At 63.3% G+C, this 24,143-nt stretch carries 23 protein-coding genes; 5 read left to right on the top strand and 18 right to left on the bottom strand.

Going from position 1 to position 24,143, the window contains the following annotated elements; all coding sequences use genetic code 11:
* Positions 1-27: 27 nt before the first annotated feature.
* Positions 28-1,731, bottom strand: coding sequence for a recombinase family protein (locus AC3A5Z_RS23050; RefSeq protein WP_487521613.1), 1,704 nt, complete (start codon positions 1,729-1,731; stop codon positions 28-30).
* 554 nt (positions 1,732-2,285) lie between these two features.
* Between AC3A5Z_RS23050 and AC3A5Z_RS23045 the strand changes: the two genes are divergently transcribed.
* Positions 2,286-2,492 carry a hypothetical protein gene (locus AC3A5Z_RS23045; protein ID WP_487521612.1) on the top strand — a complete coding sequence of 69 codons (207 nt, stop codon included), beginning with the start codon at positions 2,286-2,288 and terminating at the stop codon, positions 2,490-2,492.
* Between the two features lie 313 nt (positions 2,493-2,805).
* On the opposite strand, the gene AC3A5Z_RS23040 is transcribed toward AC3A5Z_RS23045, so the two are convergent.
* The 3 genes from AC3A5Z_RS23040 to AC3A5Z_RS23030 form a co-directional block, all read right to left on the bottom strand.
* The gene (locus AC3A5Z_RS23040; protein ID WP_487521611.1) at positions 2,806-5,031 is read right to left on the bottom strand and encodes an AAA family ATPase; all 2,226 of its coding nucleotides are present in this window, start codon (positions 5,029-5,031) and stop codon (positions 2,806-2,808) included.
* A gap of 332 nt (positions 5,032-5,363) precedes the next feature.
* Positions 5,364-6,320: a GIY-YIG nuclease family protein gene (locus tag AC3A5Z_RS23035; RefSeq protein ID WP_487521610.1), complete on the bottom strand. Its 957-nt coding sequence runs from the start codon at positions 6,318-6,320 to the stop codon at positions 5,364-5,366.
* A gap of 162 nt (positions 6,321-6,482) precedes the next feature.
* On the bottom strand, positions 6,483-7,022 hold the full coding sequence (locus tag AC3A5Z_RS23030) for a hypothetical protein (RefSeq protein WP_487521609.1): 540 nt from the start codon (positions 7,020-7,022) through the stop codon (positions 6,483-6,485).
* Between the two features lie 122 nt (positions 7,023-7,144).
* Between AC3A5Z_RS23030 and AC3A5Z_RS23025 the strand changes: the two genes are divergently transcribed.
* Positions 7,145-7,330, top strand: coding sequence for a hypothetical protein (locus tag AC3A5Z_RS23025; protein ID WP_487521608.1), 186 nt, complete (start codon positions 7,145-7,147; stop codon positions 7,328-7,330).
* Between the two features lie 270 nt (positions 7,331-7,600).
* Here AC3A5Z_RS23025 and AC3A5Z_RS23020 read toward each other — a convergent pair whose 3' ends face one another.
* From AC3A5Z_RS23020 to AC3A5Z_RS22970, 11 genes are all read right to left on the bottom strand, one after another.
* Positions 7,601-7,963 carry a hypothetical protein gene (locus AC3A5Z_RS23020; protein ID WP_487521607.1) on the bottom strand — a complete coding sequence of 121 codons (363 nt, stop codon included), beginning with the start codon at positions 7,961-7,963 and terminating at the stop codon, positions 7,601-7,603.
* Between the two features lie 124 nt (positions 7,964-8,087).
* Positions 8,088-8,501, bottom strand: a complete 414-nt coding sequence (locus tag AC3A5Z_RS23015) for a calponin homology domain-containing protein (protein WP_487521606.1) — start codon at positions 8,499-8,501, stop codon at positions 8,088-8,090.
* A gap of 348 nt (positions 8,502-8,849) precedes the next feature.
* The gene (locus tag AC3A5Z_RS23010) at positions 8,850-10,757 is read right to left on the bottom strand and encodes a DUF927 domain-containing protein (protein WP_487521605.1); all 1,908 of its coding nucleotides are present in this window, start codon (positions 10,755-10,757) and stop codon (positions 8,850-8,852) included.
* Between the two features lie 248 nt (positions 10,758-11,005).
* Positions 11,006-12,847, bottom strand: coding sequence for a relaxase/mobilization nuclease domain-containing protein (locus AC3A5Z_RS23005; protein ID WP_487521604.1), 1,842 nt, complete (start codon positions 12,845-12,847; stop codon positions 11,006-11,008).
* Complete coding sequence (locus AC3A5Z_RS23000; RefSeq protein WP_487521603.1) at positions 12,825-13,190, bottom strand: hypothetical protein; 366 nt, start codon at positions 13,188-13,190, stop codon at positions 12,825-12,827. Before AC3A5Z_RS23000 ends, AC3A5Z_RS23005 begins: the two co-directional genes overlap by 23 nt.
* Positions 13,191-13,197: 7 nt before the next feature.
* Positions 13,198-13,575, bottom strand: coding sequence for a hypothetical protein (locus tag AC3A5Z_RS22995; protein ID WP_487521602.1), 378 nt, complete (start codon positions 13,573-13,575; stop codon positions 13,198-13,200).
* A gap of 626 nt (positions 13,576-14,201) precedes the next feature.
* Positions 14,202-14,960: an SDR family NAD(P)-dependent oxidoreductase gene (locus tag AC3A5Z_RS22990; RefSeq protein ID WP_487521601.1), complete on the bottom strand. Its 759-nt coding sequence runs from the start codon at positions 14,958-14,960 to the stop codon at positions 14,202-14,204.
* 20 nt (positions 14,961-14,980) lie between these two features.
* A complete protein-coding gene (locus tag AC3A5Z_RS22985) occupies positions 14,981-15,784 on the bottom strand; it encodes an ABC transporter permease (protein WP_487521600.1) in 804 nt (267 codons plus the stop codon).
* 9 nt (positions 15,785-15,793) lie between these two features.
* The gene (locus tag AC3A5Z_RS22980; protein WP_487521599.1) at positions 15,794-16,645 is read right to left on the bottom strand and encodes an ABC transporter permease; all 852 of its coding nucleotides are present in this window, start codon (positions 16,643-16,645) and stop codon (positions 15,794-15,796) included.
* Positions 16,646-16,657: 12 nt separating this feature from the next.
* Positions 16,658-17,815: an ABC transporter substrate-binding protein gene (locus AC3A5Z_RS22975; protein WP_487521598.1), complete on the bottom strand. Its 1,158-nt coding sequence runs from the start codon at positions 17,813-17,815 to the stop codon at positions 16,658-16,660.
* A 59-nt stretch (positions 17,816-17,874) separates the two neighbouring features.
* Positions 17,875-18,957: an ABC transporter ATP-binding protein gene (locus AC3A5Z_RS22970; RefSeq protein ID WP_487521615.1), complete on the bottom strand. Its 1,083-nt coding sequence runs from the start codon at positions 18,955-18,957 to the stop codon at positions 17,875-17,877.
* Between the two features lie 90 nt (positions 18,958-19,047).
* On the opposite strand from AC3A5Z_RS22970, the gene AC3A5Z_RS22965 reads away from it, so the two are divergent.
* From AC3A5Z_RS22965 to AC3A5Z_RS22955, 3 genes are all read left to right on the top strand, one after another.
* On the top strand, positions 19,048-19,821 hold the full coding sequence (locus AC3A5Z_RS22965; RefSeq protein ID WP_487521597.1) for a helix-turn-helix transcriptional regulator: 774 nt from the start codon (positions 19,048-19,050) through the stop codon (positions 19,819-19,821).
* A gap of 353 nt (positions 19,822-20,174) precedes the next feature.
* Positions 20,175-20,684: a hypothetical protein gene (locus AC3A5Z_RS22960; protein ID WP_487521596.1), complete on the top strand. Its 510-nt coding sequence runs from the start codon at positions 20,175-20,177 to the stop codon at positions 20,682-20,684.
* Positions 20,681-21,481, top strand: a complete 801-nt coding sequence (locus AC3A5Z_RS22955) for a hypothetical protein (protein ID WP_487521595.1) — start codon at positions 20,681-20,683, stop codon at positions 21,479-21,481. Before AC3A5Z_RS22960 ends, AC3A5Z_RS22955 begins: the two co-directional genes overlap by 4 nt.
* Before the next feature lie 163 nt (positions 21,482-21,644).
* Here the strand turns inward: AC3A5Z_RS22955 and AC3A5Z_RS22950 are convergent, their stop codons facing one another.
* The 3 genes from AC3A5Z_RS22950 to AC3A5Z_RS22940 form a co-directional block, all read right to left on the bottom strand.
* On the bottom strand, positions 21,645-22,061 hold the full coding sequence (locus tag AC3A5Z_RS22950; protein ID WP_487521594.1) for a type II toxin-antitoxin system VapC family toxin: 417 nt from the start codon (positions 22,059-22,061) through the stop codon (positions 21,645-21,647).
* A 110-nt stretch (positions 22,062-22,171) separates the two neighbouring features.
* Positions 22,172-22,903, bottom strand: a complete 732-nt coding sequence (locus tag AC3A5Z_RS22945) for a hypothetical protein (RefSeq protein ID WP_487521593.1) — start codon at positions 22,901-22,903, stop codon at positions 22,172-22,174.
* A gap of 290 nt (positions 22,904-23,193) precedes the next feature.
* Complete coding sequence (locus AC3A5Z_RS22940) at positions 23,194-24,096, bottom strand: DMT family transporter (protein ID WP_487521592.1); 903 nt, start codon at positions 24,094-24,096, stop codon at positions 23,194-23,196.
* Positions 24,097-24,143: the final 47 nt, after the last annotated feature.

Here is a 24,143-nt window from a genome sequence, read left to right as displayed (position 1 = left end):
GTGGAGCAGCCCGGTAGCTCGTCAGGCTCATAACCTGAAGGTCACAGGTTCAAATCCTGTCCCCGCAACCAACACTAATTTTCCAATGATATCAACAGCCCCGCGCTCGCCGCCCGGGGCTTTTTGCTTGTCTGACGCCTGCCTCACCTCCTGGAGAGGCCGACCCGTCGCCAGCGCCAGCAGTCCGGCCAGCGCGCCCTCCAGATCGATGGTGAGAGATTTGCCGTCGGGGGCAGGGGTCAACACGATCCGGTCGATCAGGGAGCGCACAACCTCCTTGGCCTCCTCCATGCCCTCGGCATCGCCCAGGGCGCGGATCAGTGTCGCTACGCGGTCGCGGTAGGTCCTCGCCATCGACGGGTGGATCCGCAGCGGGTGCTGCACGGGGGTGGCGGAGAGGTGCGTCTCGAGCGTCTTCCGGCGGGCGTCGAGTGCGATCATCTTGTCCTTCACCTGATCGGCGGGCACGCCGGCGATGATGGCTTCCACCAGCCGGGCGTGATCCCGCGTGACCTGGGCCAGTTCCTTCTCCAGCCCGGCGCGGCCGGCGGAGGCGGTGGCCTGCAGCCGGTTGCGCTCTTCGGCATAGGCCAGGCAAAAAGCTTCGACCAGCTCGGGGTCCATGAGGTGATGTTCCAGCGCGGTCAGCACGGCGGCTTCGAGATCCGTGCGGCGGATGGACAGCATGTTGGTGCAGACGGCGCTGCCCTTGTTGCGCGCAGAGGAGCAGCCGAAGGCATCCTTGGAGATCTTGGCAAACCCGCCCCCGCAGCAGCCGCAGGCCATCAGCCCGGACAGCAGGAACTTCGGACGGCGGCGGTCCCAGACCGGCGTGTCGGTGCCCTTCACCTTCAGCCCGCCCTGACGTTGGCGTGCCGCCTGCCAAAGGGCGTCGTCGATGATCCGCAGATCTGGCACCTCGGTCACCTGCCACGCGCTCTCGTCGTTCAGCCGCGAGATGCGCTTGCCGCTGCCCGGCTCCTTCACATAGGTCAGCCGGTTCCAGATCTGGACGCCGGTATAAAGCTCGTTGTTCAAGATGCCGGTGCCGCGCTCGCGATTGCCCTGGATTGTGGAACTGCCCCACGGCCCGCCGCGCGGACCGGGGATGCCCTCCTTGTTCAGCTGTTCGGCGATCTTCTTCGGCGAGGCGCCCTTGGCATAGTCCTCGAAGATGCGGCGCACGACTGCTGCCTCCGGGGGCTCGATCAGCCGGTCGCCGCGGATCGGCTCGCCGTCCTCGGTGAAGGCGCGCACCACGCGGTAGCCATAGGTGAGGCCGCCGGCGGATTTGCCGGCGATCGCCCGACCGCGCAGGCCCTCCCGCGTCTTCTTCGAGAGGTCGCGCAGGAAGAGCGCGTTCATGGCACCCTTGAACCCGATGTGCAGTTCCGAGACGCTGCCTTCCGAAACGGTCTCGATGGCGATGTTCGAGAACTGGAACTGCTCGAAGATGCTGGCGATGTCCGCCTGGTTACGTGACAGCCGGTCCAGTGCATGGGCGATGACCACATCGAAGCGGTCGGTGCGGGCGTCCCGCATCAGCTTCTGGATGCCGCTGCGCATCAGGCTCGCGCCGGAGATGGCGCGGTCGGTATAGACCTCGACCACCTCCAGGCCTTGCCGGGCCGCGTAGTCCCGACAGGCGCGGATCTGGTCGTCGAGCGACGCGTCACGCTGCAGGTCGGAAGAGAAGCGGGCGTAGATCGCCGCGCGCAGGCTGTTTGACATGGCGAACCTCCTCGGGGAGCGGTGGGTATCAGTTGGAGCCGCGCTCAGCTGCATGGTCGGCACGCGCCGCGTCGCGGGCGAGAGCGCGGACCAGCATCAGCAATTGAGCCCGATGGTCCTCTGGGAGCTGCGTTGATGCAAGCGGGACGTCGGAAGATTGCGTGGCCGGCGCCGACAACGTCGGCCCTTTCCGTGCAATGATCTTCCGTTCCCGCGCCATGGCGTGCCTTCTCCGGTCCCGCACGCGAGGCTCTCGCGGCGGGTGATGTTGTTCTTCGACTGTCCGGAACTGGCTCCGGTGCTGCTCGTGAACATCATACCTCGGATGGGCGGGAGGACGGAGGGGCGAAGGCTGGAAATTGGTCCGTTTGGACGCCGAATGGGCGCATTACATGTTAATAACTTCGCCTTCCGGCAGGTCAGCAGCACGGAGCGGTCGTGCAAGCGTGTTGGCGAGCGGCCTGTGGATCGGCAGGGGGGCGCAGCATTCGTTCTAAAGCGAGAAACTTCCATGTTATTGCAAAACGGATGCGGCGCGACCGAGAAGCGGGGTAATGAACAGCGATACGGGTCAAGCTCCAACCGCCCTGCGCGAAAGAAAACTGCATGGCGGCATGGCCGGGTTGCTGCCACGTCTTCCGTGGCGCCGCGGTAAGACGCCCGCTGGGCAGATCAAGTGGTCTTCAGGCTCTCCCCTGCTCGAAAAGAAATACAAAGAACTGCCGCCGAACGGCGGCTCTTACCACTTGTCCAAAAGTTGAGAGAAAAAACAAAAGCCGCGCCGAAGGGCAGCGGCCCTCATTCTCCCCTGAAGACAAGAAAACAAAAAAATGCTGAGGCCGAAAAATCTGCTCCTTCCCCCCTGTAAGCACAAAGAAGATACACTCCACTCTGACCGTCCGATCCCATTGCGCGATAATCTGCGCGCGCTTCCAAACGCAGGCATTGGCTAATTGCCGCCGGTATCCGGGAAGCCAAGTCGCCGCCCACCCTTGTGGCAGGGAAGGCAGTTCTCATTCTGGGCCATGCGGGTTGCTGCTGCGTCCCCTTCCGCGGCCAGTCCGCTCTCGCTTGTCATGGCGCGGAACGACAGCCCTGCTGCGCATCGTCACACCCGAAAGCAGGCTGTGTCGGTGCTGTAGCGGCGTCCACCTCCGCTTCGCGCGGCACGCGGTCGAGCCAGTCCGCCAGATCCGAGCCCGCCAGCCTGCGCTGTTTGAGGAGGGCGGTTGCCATTGCGATCAACAGAGCGAGGCGGGCTGTCAGGATCTGACTAGCCCGGGCCTCAGCGCTCACGAGCTGTTGCCGCACCCGTTCGTGGATCTGGGGGTCGCGGAGCGCCACCTCGACATTCACATCCGACCAGATCAGGCCGCGGCAGCCGAGACCCAGCCTGGTATGGTAGGCCAAGGCCAGCTCTGTTGCCGCCGCGAGGTCCGACTGCCGCGCTCCGCCGGAGCCTCCGGAGGCGGCGGCGAACACGAGGCGCTCGGCCGCACGTCCGGCCAGATGCACAGCCAGTTCGCCCGTCACGTCCCCCTCGAGCGAGGCATTTGGGGTGTTACGTCGAACCGTCTCGCCGCCGTCTGGCAGCAGCGTCATGCGGATTACCCGGCTTCGGTCGAGCGCCGTCGCGACGATGGCGTGGCCGCACTCATGCACGGCGATCCGCCAGGCGACCGAGGGGTCCACGTCGTCGAGTCGTAGGCAGGTGGCGACATCGTCCAGCGTCAGCGGGCGACCACTATGCCGCGCAACCGAGCGCGCCTCACGCACGGCGGCATCGACGCTTGCAGCGCTGTGGCCGACCGCGCGGCGGGCGAGTGTCTCCAGCGCATCGGCGCCAAACTCACTGTGCAGGTGTCGCGCCAGAATGCCTGCGAGAGCTTCGGCGTCGGGCAGCGGCACTTCGACGTGCAGGTCCAGGCGTCCTGGCCGGAGGATGGCCGGATCGAGTGCCCGGAGATGGTTGCAGGCACCGACCACGATCACCCCCTCGTGCCGGGCGATGCTGTCCAGTTCGGTCAGAAGTCCGGAGATTGCCTGCCGCCTATAGGAGCTGCCGTGCTCGTCCGATGCCTCGCGCGAGCCGGCGGCGTCGATCTCGTCGATGAACAGGATCGACGGCGCCACCTTGCGCGCCTCGGCGAAGGACCTGCACATCTCGCGCAGCAAGTCCCCGAGATGACCGGCGGCCTGCCAGCCGGCGTAGGAGGCTTCGACCACGCTGATGCCGGCGCTGGCGCCCATCGCGCGCGCCAACCACGTTTTGCCGGTGCCGGGAGGACCGTAGAGCAGGAGCGAGCGTGTCAGCTCCGACCATGCCACCTCACCGCGCTGCCAAGCCTGCAGATCGGCAACCATGCGGCGCGCGGCGGACAGCGCTTCGGAAGATCCCGTGATATCCTCCAGCGCCGGGGCGGCGGAGGCGGATGGTGCAGACTGTCGCGCGCCGGTCTCGGCGAGCCGCTGTGCCACGGCCAAGGCGGTGTCGGCGCGCAGAGCAATCCGGAACTGGGCTCGTGACAGCCGGGCTAGGGCGCGGTCATTAGGAAGGGCGTTACGGACCGCGGCCTCGTTGACCCGGCCCGTCGCCGAATGCGTGTGGCGCAGAAGCGTGATCAGGATCGCCCGATCAATCGCAGGCAGGGGCAGGGCGGACGGCAGGAGTCCGGCAAGGTCGTCAGGCAGATGCAGACCGTCCGGCAGCGCGACCAGCACCGGCTCCCGCGCATCCAGGGTCTCCTCGATCAGCTCGACAAATCGAGTCCGCGCGGCGGGCGTGACCCGACCGGAGGTGATCTCCGGAGCAATTACCGCAAGCGCGGGTTGGGCGTCGGCTTCGCCGGCCCGCTCGACTGTGCGCCAGCTGGAAGGCAGATATCCCCGACGCAGCGTCCGTCGCAGCAGATCCACGTCGTCGACACCCGAGATCACGGTGACCGCCGATGGCGCTAGCCAAGCCTCCAGCCTCTCCCGGGAGCCCAGCAGAGCGGCCAGCCGGATCGTCAGCAGCAGGCGCTGAGGCGCGATCCAGCCTGCGGGACGATGGGCCCAAGTGGTCGGGTCGATGGCCTCCGGATCGGCGCCGTCCTCTATCAACTCATCCCGTAGCTCCGGCGGCAGCGGATCCACGGCGTCGGCGTCCCGGAGAATATCTGTCAGGTTCCGAGGCCTTCCGGCGGCCTTCGAGGGGGAGACGCAGGTCGTCTGGACGGTCTCGTGTTGGCGCAGACTTGCGATGGCCGCTTCCGCGAGCGGCAGCCAGGCGGGCGGGGAAGGGATGCTATGTTGGGGCATGGGCGAGATCCTTTGGAGAAAGGGCAGGTTCCGGAGGCCGCGGGTTTGGCTGCCGACACCCGGTCAGAGGGCGTGGAACAGAAGGGTGGTGGTTCCGGAGGCGGGAGCGTGGCTTCCGGAAATTGGCGTCAAAGCTCAAGGCGTCGGTTCCGGAGACGGCGCTCCAAATGCCCGGCAGATGCAGCAGCCGGTCATCCTCCGGAACCTGCAGGGCCCGGAAAACATGACAGGCATCCGGAGACCCGGTGCCGGCGTTCCGGAACCCCCGCACGGGTCAAGGGGCTTCCGAAGGGTGAGCACGCGACGCCGGCTGTGCCTCCGGAACGTCGGATCTAGTCTTCCGGAGCCCCTGCCGACGGCATGTCATTGCCCGCCTCGAGATCGCCAAACAGCTGGAGGATGAACTGGAGGAGATCAGGCTCATAGATCTCCGTCCGTACCTTCAGCAGGTTCGCAAACACTGCATGAGGCACCACGGCATCCGGCCGGTGGCGGCGCAACTCCGTGTGGATCCTCTTCTCGGCCCGGATGGCCGCCTGTCCGCTCGGCATCCCGATTGTCCTCAGGATCTCCGCCGGGACATTGCGGCAGCGAAGCAGCTGGTTGGCGAGACGCATGCCAGGATCGCGCGAGTAGCCCACCTTGAGAAGGGTGCGGCTGTTCGGCAAGGTGAAGCGCATCAGGTAGATCTGGCTCTCCTCGCGCCACCAGCCGGTTCCGCAACCGCCGCAGCCGAAGCGGCCGGTGTGCATGTTTGCAATCGCCGTATCCTGCTCGTGGCCGCACCGGTGCCGATACCGCCGGTAGTGCAAGCGCGCACCGGCCGCGGGGCCCAGGAGCTGCCAGCCGCGTGCGGCTGATTCAGAAGCAAGCCGTTCCTCGAGGCAGACCTTGCAGCGCAGGCCCACCTCGGCGCCGCCAACCCGCTGAACGAAACCGATCTGGCGGCGAACCTCGTGGCCGCAGGGCATCCGATAGATCGCGTAATGCCGGTCGTGATCGCAGCACCGCAGGTAGGTCAGATCGGCTTGCCGCGCCGCCTCGGCGCGACCGGCCACGAGACAGGAGGGGCACAGAGGCTGCGCCGTCCGCAGGGTGAAAATCTTCGCGATGCTGACATCACTGCACCGGTGGCAGCGGAGCGCCAGATGGTAGCGATCACTGACCCGAGCGACGAGGTCGTAGCCCTTTTCGCGGGCTGCTGCGATCCAGGCGGGCATCAAGGGCAGGGCGATCAACGGATGCTCACTGCCGCAGATGGTCATCGTCTTCGAAGAGGCGTTCATCATGTCGGGGCTCCTGAATATAGCAAAGAATTCCGTCCACAGGCCATAGGGCTTCCGGAGCGGTGCACTGGGCACCGCCGCGAACTGCGGACGAAGAGAGGAAGGGACGCAGGTCGTCGCTCCCCGCAGGGCGCGGGGACGCGATGGTGCGAGCGTTAAGTCAGATCAGAGGAAGCGGGGCGCCTCGGCCGGGATCTCGTCCTCGAGGGCGATCTCCTGCGGAAGGGCGTGGCCTTCGGCGGGGGCATAGAGATCGAGCGCCGCCATCTCGTCGATCCGGGCCCGCGCGCTGAGCAGCATCCGATCGACGCGGGTGGCAGCCGGATCCTCGCCGGGGCAGCGGAACAGTCCGTCGAACCGCATCAGCAGGGGACGGAACGTCAAGAAGGCGTCGGGCTCCTCGGAACACATCATGTGATCGAGCAGCATTGCCATACGCAGCAGCGGCTTGTCTTCAGCGCGTGAGATCTCGGTTGCCCGGATACCGGTCAGCAAGCGTGCGACCTCGGCATGGGCCTCCTCCGCGTCCGTCAGCCAGTTGCGAAATGCCGGGTCCCAAATATCGACATCCTCAATGTTGCGCTCCGCCTCAACGTGCCGCGCCAGCGTGCCGAGGAGGGTCGAGAAGGCGGTCGAGATTGCCGAGGGCGTGTAGCCACGGTCTTTCGTGGCGGCGGGGATGGTGCTACGGATGTCATCAGCCATTGTCGATCTTTCCTTATCCAAAGATTTGCTCTGGTTAGAGCGGAGGCAGGGGGTTGCAGCCCTTGCCTCCGCTCACAATATATGGCACCAATAAACCATCTGTCAACGGATTAAATGGCGCCATGAAAGAAAAAAACCAAAGAGGTCGGCCGCGTGTCGACACGGAGGCTGTCAACCTCCGCCTTGCGCGCGAGATCATCGAGGCAATCGACGATCAACGCCGAAAGGAAAAAGACCTGCCCACGCGACCCGAGATGATCAGGCGTGCGCTCGTCGAGTGGCTGGGAACCAAAGGTATTCAGGTCTGACTCGCCTACCCCAAGGTCTGATTGTCACCTGAAGTAGTTCATCGGAACGTGACAGCTTCTGGCCGGAGCGGATCCAACCGCTAAGGCAGTCGGGTATGCAGCGACCGAACGTCGTTTCCGGAAAGCAGACTACTTATTCGCGTCGATGCGCATCTCAGATATGATCACCTGAGGCGTTACATGGGCAACATCATAAATAGGCTAACGCCACTGAAATCACAGAGGCTGGAGGAACTCCCGGCCCTCGCGGGGCCGGGGCACCGGACGCCATCAGACGCAGGCGAGATCTTCGAGCGTCGGCAGGCGGAGCAACCTGCCGAGCTCTTCTACCGCATTTGCGTTGAAATTAACCGGGCCAACGCAGTTCTGATAAGCAGTATCGTGTGCGTCGTCGAATTCTTCAGACGTCTTGATGTCAGCGCCGAAACCGCGGGTGTTGCTCGCGATGACCAAGACCCGTCCGTCATCAAGCATGTAGCCGTAAACCGAGAACTGGTGCTTGCCGACAACGACCCGCGGCTGAAAAATGGTCTCCTCGATCTTTACCCCGAGCTTGCGAGCAGCGATCTTCTCATCAGCAACGATCGGTGCGGAGCGGCGCGCAGGAATAGCAATTGAATTGGTGTTCGTCATTTTCTTAGTCCTCATTGTTGATATCGGTGCACCGCTGTCGATGCAATCAGTCTCCGATGATACTGGCCATCTCTGGGTCTGGGGTACGTATCCTCGTCCCGAGAGTTGATCGGATTTACTGTTGCTACTGGTTAAAAAACGGGTGGTAGCTCCAATTGGAGCGTGGCTCCTCGAATACACCGAGAATTTCCCCTACTCGCTGGCAATAGCGCTCGGGGCAGAAATAGGGACTGTCGACATAGTCCTTGATCACCCCGTTTGCGTGTTCAAGGTATGGAAAAGTATGAAGACGTCCGCAGGCAGTGTGATCAATGCCGTCGTAGCCGATGACCAGCTTCAGGTCGCTGCCCTCCACGTGGTAGGTATACAATCGCAGATTGAAGGTATTCAGCGTCTCGTCGTCCGGATCGGGTAGATCTTCTGGCTCGAAGATAATCGTAACGCCCAGCTTTTCTGCCAATTCAAACACGACGGCTGAATTGAATACCTTGGCATTGACTGTGTGAAATTCGTAGCAACGTTCGAGGATCGTGGGCATCGCGTCAGGTATCCGTATGTAGCTTAAGCCGGGCCAGTGTTTCCTTGTTTCTTATATTACCATGCGAAGGCGCCCTTTCGAGCCAAAAGGCTGTCCCTGGCCATGCCGATTTGCGACTTTATGTGGATATCCTGTCGAAATTCCGTAAAACTCCCTCTGGATCACGACCAGCTAAAATCACGCGGGATCTGTTGCCCAGCGTGACTTGATCGTTCTCGCAAAAAATATGGAATACTCTCTCTAACGCACATGTGGCGCCGGCAAGCTGACACTATTCCCGCCCGCCAAACCTTATGGTCGAAATGCGCCCGGTCACCAGTCGCGGACAACAATTGTCGCTGCCACGTCCTACATCTGCGCCAGCCGGGTGCGGCGGATGCGGTAGGTGCGCGGTCGCGAGGGGACGAGGCTGGCCGGAAGCTTGAATTGCAGCGAATTCTGCTCGCCGCCCGGGACGAGCAACCCCTTGTCACACAGTATCTTCGCCGTCCGGCCTGGGGCGTCTTCCAAGGCGATCTCGGCTGCGAAGGCCGCGCTGTCGACGTAGAGCCATTGCGCATCCTTCCATCCCGCGACCGGTTCGCTCGGCGCTGCCGGATCGTCGAGATCGATGAAGCGGCCTGCTGCGACAAGGTCCTTGATGCGCTGGATGACGGCGCCGGGTCCAGCCGTGCGAACGATCCGCGCGGCATGCCAGAGCCGCAGGATGTCGAGGCCTGCCGTTTGCACCGAGCCCCTCGGCCAGGGCAGCAGCCCTGCATTTACGGCCAAGGTACCTGCGACAACGACCAAGCCGATCCGATCGATCACCCGCAGGACCGGACCCGGGGCGTTTGCCGCGTCAAGCTCGAGAGTGTGCAAAGCTGCGGTCTGGAACCGGCTCATCACGGCGGGTAGAGCGTCGCAGAGGGCTGCTTCACTATTGACCAGCCGGCGCACGAAGGCTTCAAGCAGGTGACCGTGATGCGCGCGCGCAGCCTCGCCGATCGCGACGGCAAAGCCATGGCCACCGGCATGACCGTGCAGCGTGTCGAAGGCGCCATGCGTCCAGGATTTGACCGGCACATCGATCAGTCGCACCCCGAGCCCCTCCGGATACTCCATCCTCGCGCGTGCAAGGTGGACGGGGATCGGGTCTTCCGAGGTCGAGAGCAGCACAGTCCTGAACCGGTCGGTCGCGCGAAGGGCGATATCCGCAGTGCCGCGCCCCTTGCCGGTGCCATTGCCGATCGCATAAGCCGCCGCGACGATGGCCCTTTCCGGTGAATATGGGAACTCATCAATCGCCAAGAGGCCATCTTGGGCAGAGGTGGCGAGCAGTTCAAGTGCCGTGTTGGTCGCGTTCCAGCGGTGCATTTCAGAGGGATCCTGGCTACAGCTCAGAGCTGCCTCCAGGATGGTCGTCTTGCCCGAGCTGGTGGACGCGAAAAAATTGATCCCGACCGTATCGATATTGACGAGGCGCAGCAGCGGGCCGGTGAGCGCCGCGGAGATGGCCATCATCAGCGCCGCGTTGCCGTTGGCCAGCCGACCGACGCTGTCCTGCCAGCCGCAGAGCGTGCCGGCGCTTCCCTGTGCCGAAGCCTGACCAGTGTAGGTGACGGGGGTGCCACCCCCGCGCGCGATAACGGCGCCGTCGGTCAGCACGTAAGCACTCGGCTGATCTGGCAGCTCGATCCAGCCGGTCCGGTCGGTGGTGCGGACACGCTCTGCAGGGTCCAGGCTCCTGATGTAGAGCACGAGCTCGTTCGCGCTGCCCCGCACGTCGAGCCCGAGACCCATCAGACGGGCGACGAGGCGCCGGGGCTGCTGAACCAAGTCGGCGGCCGCAATGACATTGCGCTGCAGCGCGCCATCGCGGTCGAGGAACTCGACGGCATAGGACCAGCTCGAGCCAGAAACATCCCGCAGCAGGGCCGCCACGCGGAGCGGACCGCAGAGGCGCACGGGGAAGGGGCCTGACATGTAATGGATGAGCTTCCTTTCGCTCAGGTAGACATATCCTCCGGGCAATTCTTCGGTCATCTCGGCAACAAGCCTCTCCTCTTCCGAAAGGGGGGCCTGCTCCTCTTCAGGAATGGGCGCGGCAACAGCCCCGAGCAGGCCACCAATTGTAGCGGCACCGTCGTCGACGTCAGCTACCGAAATCATCTCGCAGGGCATGGCCTGATCCAGTCCGCTTGCCGTGTCGTCCTTGATATCGTCCAGCGCGCAAGCGTCTTCGGGCGCGGGCGCATATGCGTCCTCGGTAGGCATGGTGTCGTATCCTTCGTATTTTTTGGGGGGGTCGCACAGATCTGCGCTGGTGTCGTCATTTTGGGGCATCTTCGGCAGTCTGTCACCCCGCCGCCGCAGCCAGACTGGAGGACGGGCGCAGATTCCTGTGGATTGCCGCGAAGTCTGCATGCCAAATCTTTCGCGTCCATTGGACCGGTTGGACCGGTTGGACCGGTTGGACGCTTGGACGTTCGACCTGTCGTGCGTCGGTGGAAACCACGGGATGATCACGGCCCGGCCGATCCGAAGGGCGAGGGCTCGGGCGGGTCTTCGGTCTCCGCTGTTCGAGGTCTGCCTGCTTCGATGGACTGCGAGAGGTCCTGTGCATCCCATGTGCGTCGTCGCGCATTCGGCAGGATCTGCCGGATGGTGTCAGCCCATGTCTCGTCATCGGGATCCGTGGCGATCATGACGCTCCGATCCGCTGCGAGGCGTTGCAGATGGCGGGAGAGGGCGGCTGGCCGGGGGTCCTCAAGGATGACGATCAAGGCGTCTGGCACAGTCAGGGACACCGAAAGCCCTGTGATTGCATCCCGCACCACGATGCAGCGCGGCGCGTCCCGCGGACCGATCAGACCGACACCCCGCTTGCCGCCGCGCGCCACCTGTCCGACCCGTGCATCTGCGGTGAGGGTCAGGCGCTCGATCCCGATGACACCCTCGTCCCGATCGCGACGGGCGATGAGCAGGTCGCCCGCGCCCTCAATCCGGATGTCGCCCCGGTGTGACTTCGGGATATGCTTCATCGTCAGGTCGGCATCCGTGTGATCCCCCAAGAGCATCCAGGTTTGGCGTGCCGTCGTATGGTCCGGCACGGCGGGGTGTGTCGTCAGGCCACTCGCAGGTGTCACTGGAGTTCGCAGCGCTTGCCGGTAGCGCCGTCGCAAAGCCGCTGTTGGGTCGAGCCGGGCGAGAAGATCGAGCGCATTCTGTCGCTGGTCGTGCCCTTGGCCAAGCCGATCCTGCAAGGCCTCGCGTCCGGCGACGTGCCGCTCGCGCATCACGCTGCGGAGTGCGCGTGCCGCTGGAAGCCAAGCTGCCTTCTGAAGCAGGGATTTCACCTCCGCTCGTTCGACGGCCTGGGCCTCGGCCAGCGCTTTCCTCACTCTGCGGCGCTCTTCGCCTTGGTGATCGACATGCCGGAGGATCTGGGTGATCTCGTCCGGCACGGCGAGCCTGTCGTCGACAAGGGGGACCTCGTTCCGCGAAGGCGTCCCTCGCTGGGGAATGAAGGCTCCCAGCCTGCGCTGCAGCTGCGGCAGGCCAAACGCACGGCCAAGCTGGCTGGCGGCCATATGACAGCCATCGACCAAGCGCGTGATGCGCGCGCCCGAGCTGTGCGGTGCGTAGAGCAGGCCGAGCAGTCGCAGACCGTCATGCACCGCCTGCCAGCTCGTCGCGGCGCTCAGTCGGCGATGAAGCATCGCGAGTTGCGAGGCGTTCAGCACGTCGCGCAGCGAGGCAAATCCTGTTCGCCGCTCAACCGCGCACTGGCACTGACCGTCAGGTCGCAGGCCAACCCGGCGCGCCTCGCGCTTCCGCTGCCAATGGGACGCAGGATGCGGTGCGAGTTGGAGTGTGCCGTCGATGACGAGGGGCTGAAAGCGGCCGCGGTCCGCAGGCCAGCCGTGACGCTGCTCGATCCGTCGGCAGGCCAGTTCGAGACGCGCATGATCATGCCGGTCAGAGAGCACCTTGCCTGTTACGGGATGCACGCGGTTCAGCACGATATGCACATGCGGATGGTCGCGGTCGCGGTGCACCGCGAGGACGTGCTGGTGCTCCGCCCCACCAAGTGCCGTGATCACCTCCTCCGCGGCGGCGATCATTGCGGCGTCGCGCGGTCGCTCCATGGCGTGCCAAGAGAGCACGATATGGCAGCCGGGGGATTGCAGCCGCGGGTTGAGACCCGCCGTTGCATCCATCTGCCACGCTGCGTCTTTCCAGTCCCCGGCCAAGTTCGACAGGCGAGCAAGGGTGGCTTTGCGACAGACATAGGCGACCCTCGCGGCGAAGCTGTGCAGCACCCCTGCGGCGCGCGGCCGGTTACGGAGTTTCTTCGCCAGCATCGGCATTACCCCGTAGTATGTGGCGCTGCATCTCCAGCACGTCGGCCTGCAGCTTCTGCAGCTCGCCTCTTACGTCCCGCCCTTCGCGCCCCTTGCCCGTGCGCACCAGAGACGCGAGCTGCGCCGCATGCTGCCCCAGCCGCCCGGCAGCCACCCGCCGCTCGCGCATCCCCATGCCGTCCTGTCGCAGTCGATCGAGTGCCCAGGCACTGAGGCTGGGATATCCGCCATCCGACGCCCGCTGCTCGAGGTGCTGCTTCTCGTCGCTGCTTAGCCGTAGACAGAGGGTCGCTGTCAGCCTGCGGCTGTTTGATCGCCGCTCTCCGTCTCCCGTCCGCGCCATGCCCGCCTCAGCCCTGCCCGGTGCCCGTCGGCGCAGGCGCCGCGGGCTGTTCCTGTTCGTGCCGGGCTGCAGGATTGGCCCCCTGCTTGAGGACAACGTTGCCAGTTACTCTGGGCTTCTGTGCCGCGCCTGCGTCGGAGCGCGGCTTGCGCAAGGTAGTGGCAAGCGTGCTGAGGCTGATCGGCGCATCTTCACTGCTGATTAACGTCGCAATGTCGCGCAGCGTGTAGCCACGATTGTCGAGGGCCGCGCGGATCTCCCTTTCAAGCGCGAGCACTGTCTCGCGCGCACTGAACTCCGTGCGAGCCTTGGCGGGAAGTGCGTCGAGCATCTGCCGAAGCTGCTCGATCCGGTCGCGCGGGATGCGAAGAGGTGGTCTGGTCATCTGTCGGTCCTCCTGAATTCTTAGGCCGACTCCATCACTATGACCCACACCCGAAAATGGTCGCATCGCATCGCAAACTTTTTTTTCGCGCAGTCGTGAGTTCTCCCGTTGCAGTGTGATGTCTGGTTACTGCCAAGATCACGGTGACCGCCCACTTCAGAAAATCAACGATGGGCTTGAAACCGGTGGGGACGAGGTTTCGGTTTGCAATGATCTCCCCGCGCTGTTTGAAAGCCCTGTCTGAAGAGAAGAAGCAGGGTATGTTGACGGTCCTACCGTCCCGCCGGGAGGCCGGTCGATCGATGATATGCCGCGAAATGTGCATGTCCTGAAGGCGTGGGACGCCCGCTGGCTGAAGGAAAGAGTCTCAGGTGGCCGGAGCCATCTGCTGGCGATGAGCCTGGCTGCAGTCGGGTCCAGACGGTCCAACCGGTCCAATGGACTGAGGCATGCAGGCGATGATCGTCATGGGGCCTGTCAGGCTCACAAGCCGCAGTTCAGAGCAGCTTTGCCGGCCGTGGTTCGAACCTGCCAGAACCCGCCTCCGGGTTGATGTCTCTATACTTCCTGATCTGTTCTGGGTGACCTACCGATGGGGCGGGAAACTCACGATGCGCTCGCTCCGTTCAAAGACATTCCGCCCCGTCGATGACCAGGGCATGACCGGTCATGAAGGCCGAGCGGTCCGAGGCGAGGTAGAGCACGGCCTCGCCGATCTCTTCCGGGGTGCCGAAGCGGCCCATCGGGATGGTCTCGGCCACGTAGTTCTCCAGCGCCGCGCGTCCGCCCATCTGCGCCTCGAAGCCGGCGTTGAAGACGGTGTCGACGAAGCCGGGACAGAGCGCGTTGCAGCGGATATTGTGGCGGGCATAGTCGACGGCGATCTGGCGAACCATGGCGATCACCGCGTGCTTCGTGGTGCAATATGCGATCATCTCGCGATCGTATTGCACGCCGGAATTCGACGAGGTGATGATGATCGAGCCGCGGTGCCGCGGAACCATGACCGACATCGCCGCCTTGGCCGCTACGAAATGCGCCCGCACGTTCAGCCGCCAGGACAGATCCATGTCGGCGACGCTCACCTGATCCAGGCGGCCGGGCACCTGGGTGCCGGCGTGGGAATGCAGCACGTCGAGCCCGCCGTGTCGGGCGGCTGCCGAGAGGATGGTCGCCTCGAGAGCCGCGTCGTCGCAGACGTCCAGCCCGAAACCTTCGGCCCGGCCGCCGGCCGCGATGATCTCGGTGGCGACCGCCTCGGCTCTCGAGGCTTCCAGATCGGTGACGACGACCGTCGCCCCCGCGCGAGCCATGGCGAGCGCTCCCGCTCTGCCGATCCCCGCGCCCCCCGCCGTGACGAAGGCTGTGCGGTCTTTGAGGTCCATGAAGTTCACTCCGGTATGGGTCAGCGCGCGCGGCGGCGCAGGATCACCTGGGCGGTGATCAGCAGGACGAGCGAGGCGAGGAGCACCATCGTGCCGATGGCATTGATCTCGGGGGTTACGCCGCGGCGGATCGAGGAGAAGACGTAGATCGGCAGCGTCGTCTCGGATCCGGCGACGAAGAAGGCGATGATGAAGTCATCGAAGCTGAAGGTGAAGGCGAGCAGGAAACCGGCCAGCACCGCAGGCGCGATCTGGGGCAGGGTGATCTGCAGGAAGCTGCGGAAGGGCGGGGCGCCTAGATCGGCGGCGGCCTCCATAAGGCTGGCGTCCATGCCCTGAAGTCTGGCGCGGACGATCACCACCACCAGCGCCATGGTGAAGAGCCCGTGCGCGGCGACCAGCGAGCCCTTGCCGAGCCCGAGTTGCGGCGCGCCGGCCCCGAGCAGACTGGTCAGCACCGGGTTCAGAAGGTCGAAGACCGTGACCAGAGCGATCAGCGTAGCGATGCCGATCACGATCCCGGGCACCATCACCGCCATGTAGAGCGCCGCGTCATAGAGCGTGCGCAGCCGCCCCTTCACGCCCTGCAGCGCGACCGCAGCCAGTGTGCCGGCAATGGTGGCGCAGAGCGCCGAGGTCAGCGCCACCGTGAAGCTGGTCTTCAGCGCGTCGATGACGAAGGGGTTGTCCAGCGCCTTGGCATACCATTGCAGCGAGAACCCGGTCAGCTGGGTGGCATGCCGCCCGGCGTTGAAGGAGAACAGCGCGATGATGCCTATGGGGATGTAGAGGAACAGGTAGACGGCGATGGCATAGATCCGCATCGTGGGGCCTCACATCAGGGCGACATCGTCACGCCCGCCCGAGACCCGCTTGATGGCCTTCAGATAGAGCGTCACGGCGATCAGCATCACGATCACCAGCACGGCGGCGACTGCGGCGCCGAAGGGCCAGTTCCTCGATTGCAGGAACAGGTCCACCAAGGCGTTGCCGACGAAGAACACCTTCCCGCCGCCGAGGATCTGCGGAATCAGGAATTCGCCCATCAGCAGGATGAAAACGAGCATGGAGCCCGTCGCCACGCCCGCCATCGACAGGGGCAGCGTCACCTGCAGGAAGGTGCGCCAGGGCGGGCTGCCCAGATCGGCCGAAGCCTCCAGCAACCGCCGGTCGAGCTTCTCCAGCGCGACGTAGATCGGGAAGACCATCAGCGGAAGGTAGCCGTAGACGATGCCCACCATCACGGCGAAGGGGGTGTTGATCAGGCGGGGACGTGGCAGACCCAGGCTGGCGATGATCGAGGGCAGGCCATTGCCGCCGAGGATCTGGATCCAGGCATAGGAGCGGATCAGGATAGATGTCCAGAACGGCACGATCACCAGGATCAGCAGGAGGGTCCGCCAGCGCGGGTCGGCCTTCAGCGCTAGGAAATAGGCAAGAGGCCAGGCGATGAGCAGGCAGAGCACGGTGCCGAGCGGGGCGAGGGTGAGCGTGTTGCGGAAGGCGCCCCAACGGGAGGCGAGGTTGGCGTAGTTGTCGAGGGTGAAGGCCGGGACGTAACCGCCCGCGGCCCCCCTTTCGCCGAAGCTGAAGACGATGACGACCACCAGTGGCAGCACCAGCATGCACAACAGCCAAGCCGTGGCCGGCGCCAGAAAGAGGGTGGTGCGTAGCGAGGATCGCATCGTCTTCTTCGCCTACGCCGACTTGAAGCGCGCCATGACCTCGGCGCGCTCGGGGTTGGTCAGGGTGACGGCGGCACCGAACTCCAGCACGCTCAGCAGATCCGCCGCCGGGAACAGGATCGGGCTGTCGCGCATCTCGGCGGGCAGCATCGCGTCGGCTCGGGCGTCTCCGGTCGGATAGCCGTGGAACAGCGCCTCCTGCGCGGCCATCTTCGGCTCGAGCAGGTAGTTGATCAGCGCATAGGCCGCATCCTTGTGCGGGGCAGAGGTGGGAATGGTGAAGAAGTCCGACCAGAGCTCGCCACCCTCGCGACCGAGCACATAGGCGATCTCGGGGATGTCGCGCTGCAACTGCACCGCGTCGCCGGTCCAGCACATCGACAGCGCCGCATCCCCCGAACGCATCGACGGCTGGTAATCCGAGGTGATCGCGAAGAGATGCGGCTTGGCGTCGATCAGCAACTCCTCCGCCTTCGCCAGTTCGGCCGGATCGACCGAGTTGAAGGAGTAGCCGTAGTATTTCAGCGCATTGCCGATGGCGGTCAGCTGGTAGTCATGCACCATGCCGCGGCCCGACAGCTGGTCACGCGCCAGATCCCAGAATTCCTTCCAGGTGGTCGGCGTCTCACCGTCGATCTCGGCGGTGTTGATGCAATAGCCGGTCGTGCCGATGTTGCGCGGGATGGCATAGGTCTTGCCGTCGATGACGCCGGGGTCGGCGAAGCGCGGGTCGGTCGAGGCCCTGTCGAAGTTCGGGATGCGCGACAGGTCGAGCTCCTCGATGATCCCCTCCTGGACATAGGTCGAGATTGTGTAGTTGGTCGCGACGACCACATCCCAGCCGGTGCCGCCCGCCTGCAGCTTCGCAAGCATCTCCTCGTTGGAGCCGAAGACATTGACGTCGACCGCGGCTCCAGCCGCACTGCGAAATGCCTCGAGATTGGCGGGATCATGGTAGTTCGGCCATGTCGCGATCACCACGCGGTCGCCGACCGAGCCTTGGGCTTGGGCGCGGCGCGCAAAGCCGGGCATGGCCCCCGCCATGGCCATCGTGGCGGCGCCGAGACCCGTCACGTTCAGAAAGTGCCGACGCGAGATCGAGCCCTTGCGGTAACTTTCCAGCCGCTGGAGAAACTCTTTCGCCGGGATATGGTCACGATGGTTTGTCATCTGGAATTCCCTGTTGCTGTTGAAGTGATGCCGGGACCTTGCCCGCCCGGTCGTTGACGTCAGTCGTTTTCGAGCGCCAAGGCAGCGCCCTCTCGCCAGGAGGCGATGACCTCGGCCCCCGGGGCCAGCAGGGCTGACCCGGCTTCGGCGGTGCGCGGGACAACGGCGATCAGATGCGGGATGGCTCCGGAGGTCAGGTGGTATTCGGTGTGCTCGCCAAGGAAGATCCGATTCGTCACGGCCATGCGGTGGCCGCTGCCGCTTCCGGCAAGACGGATCTCTTCAGGCCGCAGCGACAGCGTGATCGGGCTGCCGACAGGGATGCCATCCCCGCCCCGGGCGCGGAAGGTTAGCCCCTCGGCTTCGGCAAGGAGGATGGCGTTCTCGCGGCCTCTGGTCGTCGCACTGATGAAGTTGGAGCGACCGACGAAATCGGCCACGTAGCGACTCTGCGGCCGGTCATACAGCTCTTCGGGACCGCCGATCTGGGCAATACGACCATGGTCCATGATCACGATGCGGTCCGACATCGACAGGGCCTCTTCCTGATCATGGGTGACGAGGACGAATGTGATGCCAAGCTCGCGTTGCAGGGACTTGAGCTCGATTTGCATGTCGTGGCGCAGCTTTTTGTCCAGCGCGGCCATCGGCTCGTCGAGGAGAAGGATCTTCGGCTTGTTGACGATGGCGCGGGCCAGCGCGACCCTCTGCTGCTGGCCGCCTGACAACTCCCAGGTGCGCCGCTGGCCAAAGCCGGAGAGCCGCACCATGGCGAGCGCCTCGTCCACCGCTGCGGCGACCTCGGCTCTCTGCGGTTTCGGACGCCGCTGGTTCAAGCCGTAGCCCACATTCTGCGCCACAGTCAGATGTGGAAACAGGGCATATTGCTGGAACACCATGTTCACCGGGCGCTGCCAGGCCGGCAGGGCCGTGGCGTCGCGGCCGTCGATCAGCACCTTGCCCTCGGTGGCCTGTTCGAAACCTGCGAGCAAGCGCAGGGCGGTTGTCTTGCCGCAGCCTGAGGGGCCGAGGAAGGACAGGAACTCCCCCGCTCCGATGGCCAGGGTCAGGTCGGTTGCTGCCGTAACCTTGCCATAGCGCTTGGTCACGTTCCTGAGCTCGGCAATCGGTTGACTCTGCATGCTCTGCCCGATCATCTATTGCATGGATCCAGCCAAAGCGTAGAAAACGCGTCTGAAGCTGTATATATCACAAAAGGCATAGATCGGCCCATGTCTTCCTCGGTCAAGCGAGACTCCTTTCCCTCTGCTTTGGTCGGTGCGACTATCGATGCGATTGGCACTGAGGGGTTCTGCCCGACCCTCGCCACTTGGCTGCACTCGGTCGTGCCCTATACGTTCACCGTGGTCTTCGGCTATCACGGCGAGGCGAAACCCATTGATCTTTTTGACGACTTTCCCATCCATCGCCGCAAAGTCTTCGTGACTGACTATCTGGAGGGGCCGTATCTACTGGATCCCTTCTGCCAGGGAGCGATCCGCCCGGTGGCTCCAGGCTTTCACCGGCTCAAGAGCCTCGCGCCGGACCGTTTCTATCAGGGTGAATATTTCCGCAGCTACTATATGCGGACAGAGATCGCTGAAGAAGTAGGCTGCTTTGCCGAAATGCCGGGCGGCTGCCATGTCGTCTTCTCGTTGATGCGGGAGGAGAGTCCCTTCTCCGCGCCGGAATTCCGCAGGCTCACCGGGGTGGCGCCCATCGTGACAGCCCTGATGCGGCGGCAGTGGGCAGATCTTTCGCGGGAGTTCACGACCCGCTCCGCTCCCGGACCAGTGCAGAGGGGGGAAGGGCTGGACCGTCTCACGGCGCGCGAGCGCGAGATCACCGGCTGGATCCTCAAGGGATATTCCGCTGAGGCTACCGGTCAGGAACTGGGGATCGCCTCCGGCACGGTGCGGATCCACCGCCGCAACATCTATGCAAAGCTCGGCATCTCGTCGCAGCGGGAGCTGTTTGCGCGATTTCTGGCGGGGATCTCACCGTAGGATCTAAGCTGCGTCGTTCGGACCCAAAACGACGCTAAGGGCGGGAAGCCGCCCGTGAGGTGGCAGCATCGCTCCCGCGGCAATCGGCGATAGAGGCCATTCACGCCTCGCTCAGGAAGCGACGAAATGCGCAGATTGCGGACCTAGCTCGGCTGAGCGCGTTTCAGAAAGCTGACATTCACCCAGCTGTCTTGGCAGCTGCGCAGTCAATCAGCTTCCATCTTTGAAAATCGGCGATAGCGAAATCCTCGGATAGTCCCGACCGTCCTGCACATCGGCCTAGATGGAAATCAGGGTCTCTGATACGAACAAGGATACAGCGCGAGGACGAAACACCTTAGGGAGACAGCTTCTTGGCAAACTTGGATCCTCGTCTATTCCAGCTTTTCGAGACGCTTGTACATTCCAAGGCGGACTGGCTCGTCTTTGAACTTATCGAAGGTATCGAAGCAGGCATGGTCGTCGAAGAAGCGGCGGATGATCTGGCGTCCGCGCGTACCCACGCCCGCCAAGAGCGCGATTTGCAGAGACCGAGAGAGCGGATTGCCGTCAGTCCTGAGACTAGGCCCATAGAGGGAGACGATCAGGTCGTCTGGGCGGCGCACTATGTCGGTAATCGTCTCAAGGAGGTGCTTGTGATGATGGACGCATCAGCTGAACGATTGAACATGCTGGTCAATTCCCGTGACGACATTGGCACAAAGGCACGGCAAACGAACGTGACGGTGGGCCTTCACGAAGACGATAAATTGATCTCCGTCGGTCCCGAGGCACGGGGCGCGGCTCAATTAGCAGTCATTGATCTTTTTGCTGGTCTCGAGAGCTGGGTTCGTGAGGTCACAGGCGGAGGACAAGCACTATGATCGTCGATGTCCAAAATGCGCTCGATACGATTTTGGGCTATGCCGCGAATCTTCGCCATGCAAAAGGAGCAGGGAGGATTTTCGAACTATTCGTGATGACGGGGGTGGCCGAGAAGCTTCATGGTCTTGGCCATAACGTCTGGCTGCAACGTTCCGATGGGAAGCGGATGCTTCCGGGTGACCCTACACTCGACTTCATTCAACGTGGTGGCCGTCCAGCGGGAATCCCTCCCGCAACGTCCGGTGCTGGCAACGCGAGTTGTATCGCTTTTCAAAAGTTAGGAAGCTCTCAAATCTGGGAAATGTGGAATGGCGTACAATTTGAGGGCCGGAGTGGTGCAGCCCACGAGTTTGATCTCGCTATTGTACCACAGCAAGTCGGGTCCGAGCTCCGACTGACCGGCGGGCAGCCCTTCGGTCGGCCTCGTGTCGCTGTCGAATGTAAGGATGTTGGCGTTTCAGGCAGCATCGACGAGATACGGACCTTCGTCGCGCGCCTCTATGACGTTACCATCATCAAGGCACTTGGGCATCACCTTGGTCTTGGTTCCTCGCCGCAGGCCATCTACCCTGCGACCTTCGGCGGCGACCCATATCACGCATCGCGTCGAACCTATCGTGACGAGAACCTACACAGCTTTAATGTGTTTTCTCGAAGAAAGGGGTTCGCGAAAGGTGCAGCTGCGCTGACCGGCTATTATAACATCCAGCCGTATGGGGGGATCACCGCAGGAAGTGCCGAGGCGGACACGCTTTTTTGCGATATCGCCGATTGGATCGACGCAAGTTTGCCTTAGCGATGACGTTGCCCCCAATCGGCGCCCAACAGTGCCCCCAATACAGCCTTCAACATTCTGACATGGTGGACAAATGGCAGTAATCAACGGGGTGGCTCGTCGGCGCTGAAAGGGATCAAACCTCGGCGCTTGTTTACAGGAACCTTCCGTCAGGCGGCTAACACTAGCTGTTTGGGTCTTCGAAGAGCGTCGGCTCGGCGATCTTCTTGGGCAACGGGAGTTCCCACGTGTGGATAACCCTCAGACCGATTAGCTTGGAGAAGTGCGTCTGGTTGCTGTCGTCGGTGTAGAAGATCTCAGCACCGGCAGTCTTGGCGATGACCGCAATCTGACGATCAAACTTTACCTTTTGCCAGTCCTCTGTGCTGCCGCTTTTCTTGTCACCGGCTTTCCGAGCCTTTGCACTTTCGATCCCGAGTTCGATCGCCGCCTTCGCGTCGAAAGGAGCGATCTGCATTGCGGTCGATTCCTTGATGACTGTAATGGCCTTGCTGACGCTTGGCACCGCCATCAGCACTTCGGACAGGCACGGGGTCGGGACGAGTATCGTGTCACCGTTAGCGGAGTGTGTGTCGATCATGGCATCGACCCGTTCCTTCCAAAACTCGGTTGGCTGACCGCTCGGTCCACGACGTGGCTCGGACTTCGGGTTCAGCAGTAAACTCAGGAAGGTGTTATCAACCGCTACTATCAATGGAACTGGCCGCCTCGTTCCTCAATGCGATCAATCTCGCCCAGCACATCTTCTGGCCAGTCCATGTTGAGCGCTCGCAGCGTGCCGACGGTCTCTCGGAGGCTTTTCTGAACAGGCCGGTAATCAGTGATCGTCACATCGTTGACCGTCCAAGCACCATCGCTTGTGCGCTTCCAGGTCCCGCGCCCGGTTATCTGCAGACGCTCGTCAAGGAACGCTCTCAACTCACTACCCATCTTTCGCGGTGCAACACAAAAAACCACGCCGAAAGTGTCTGTGGCAACCCGAAGCTTCACTTCTTCCTTGTACACAGCGATGTGGTATACCTCGCCGGAGAAGACGGCCTGGTCGCAGATGCTATGAATCACGTCTTCGTCCGCCCGCGTGCCAGGGAACGGGATGACGTTCCCCTTATCAGGCCCGAAGAACTCTCCACTCGCGCCGTCTTCCTGCAGCATGAAGTTGATCTGATCTCGCGCACGAAGCGCGGTCTTCGGTGCGCTGCCGTCTCTGATCTTGAGCAAGCGTTCGTCGACACGCTTTCGTGCTTCGCCGTCTACCGCCAAGCAGGTTCCATGGCTGCTCTCAAATATGTCGACCAAGTGCAAATGCTCAGGAAGACCGAGCATTTGCTTGAGTTGCGCGTAATAATCGATCAGACGCCCAAATGGCATCGTTTCAGGCGTAAAGCCGTCGATCTTGAAAGTGTATCGCGCTTTTTCGGCCATGGTCGCTCTCCAGCACCTACCGTAGATGTATGGCTCTTCCGGGTAAATGGTAGATTGTTCGCCTCCTGCTGACAGCTTCGGCTCTGAGCCCTTGCAGCAACTACGGTGCTACCCGCCATGCCCTACTTCCGCTGAGGGCACGAATGACCTCTTCCAAGGGCTGGGCCGCGGCGACAGATTGTGTGTGAATTCCGGTGTGGGCTGCGCACGCCTCTCGCTGCGACGCGCTCGACTGGCCGCTTTGAACGTCGGCGCAGGGAGGACCGATCGGCCGCTCAGGGCCGTCCCCGTCACCTCTCCCTCGATGTCAACCAAACCCCGATCAGCGTCACCGAGAGCCCCAGGAACATGGCGAGAGTGAGCGGCTCCGAGAAGAGGAACCAGGCCCAGATCATGGTGACCGGCGGCGACAGGTAGATTGCGGCGCTTACCTTGGCCGCAGGGAAGAGCCTCAAGCTGGTATAGTAGACGGAATAGGCCCCAAAGGTTGCGATCAGGACTAGCCAGACCATGCCGATGGCGAAGTTCCGGGTCATCGGCGGATGAAGCCCGTCTCCCTGCAGTAGGGCGCAGATGCCGAACAGCGCCGCGCCGGTCAGCGAATGGATGCAGATGCTCTGATGCACCGGCATGTCAAAGATCTTCTTGCCGCGCCGCAGGACCGAGGCCAGCGCAAAGACCAGCATGGAGCCCATGGTCATTCCGTAGGCCCAGAGAGGGGCCGTGCCGAAACCCATGCTATCGAAGGAGACGATCAGCACGCCCCCCGTTGCGATGGCGCTCCCCAGCCATTGCCGCGCGCTCAGGCGCTCCCCAAGTAGAGGCTGCGACAGGACAGCGATCGCCAACGGCACGAGGTCGCTCATCAATGCAACGAGCCCCGTGGGCACCCTCTGCTCGATCGCGATCGCGAAGCCGCCCAGATAGAGGAAGACGGCCAGCACCCCGAAGCCCATCTGCGCCATCACTGCGCGCAGCTTCAGCCTGGGTCCGAAGGCGAGGGCGAAGGGCAGAAGGATCAGCCCCGAGAGCAAGGTGCGCCAAAACAGCAGCAGGAGGACGCTTGCCTCTTCGCTGGCGTAGCGGATGCCGACAAAGCCGGAGCTCCAGCAGATCACCAGCAGGGTGGCCAGGGCTGGCCAGAGCAACGGATGGCGGGTCTGCTTGATTTGCGGAGTGGAAAGCTGGGTCATTACCGGCCTTGTTGAAAGAAGACCCCTGCCGCCTAGCGGATTGCAGT

The organism is Cereibacter sp. Soil_C_27 (genome assembly GCF_057657095.1).
The sequence above is the reverse complement of the archived record's forward strand: the minus strand, read 5'-3'. Positions and strand labels throughout refer to the sequence as shown.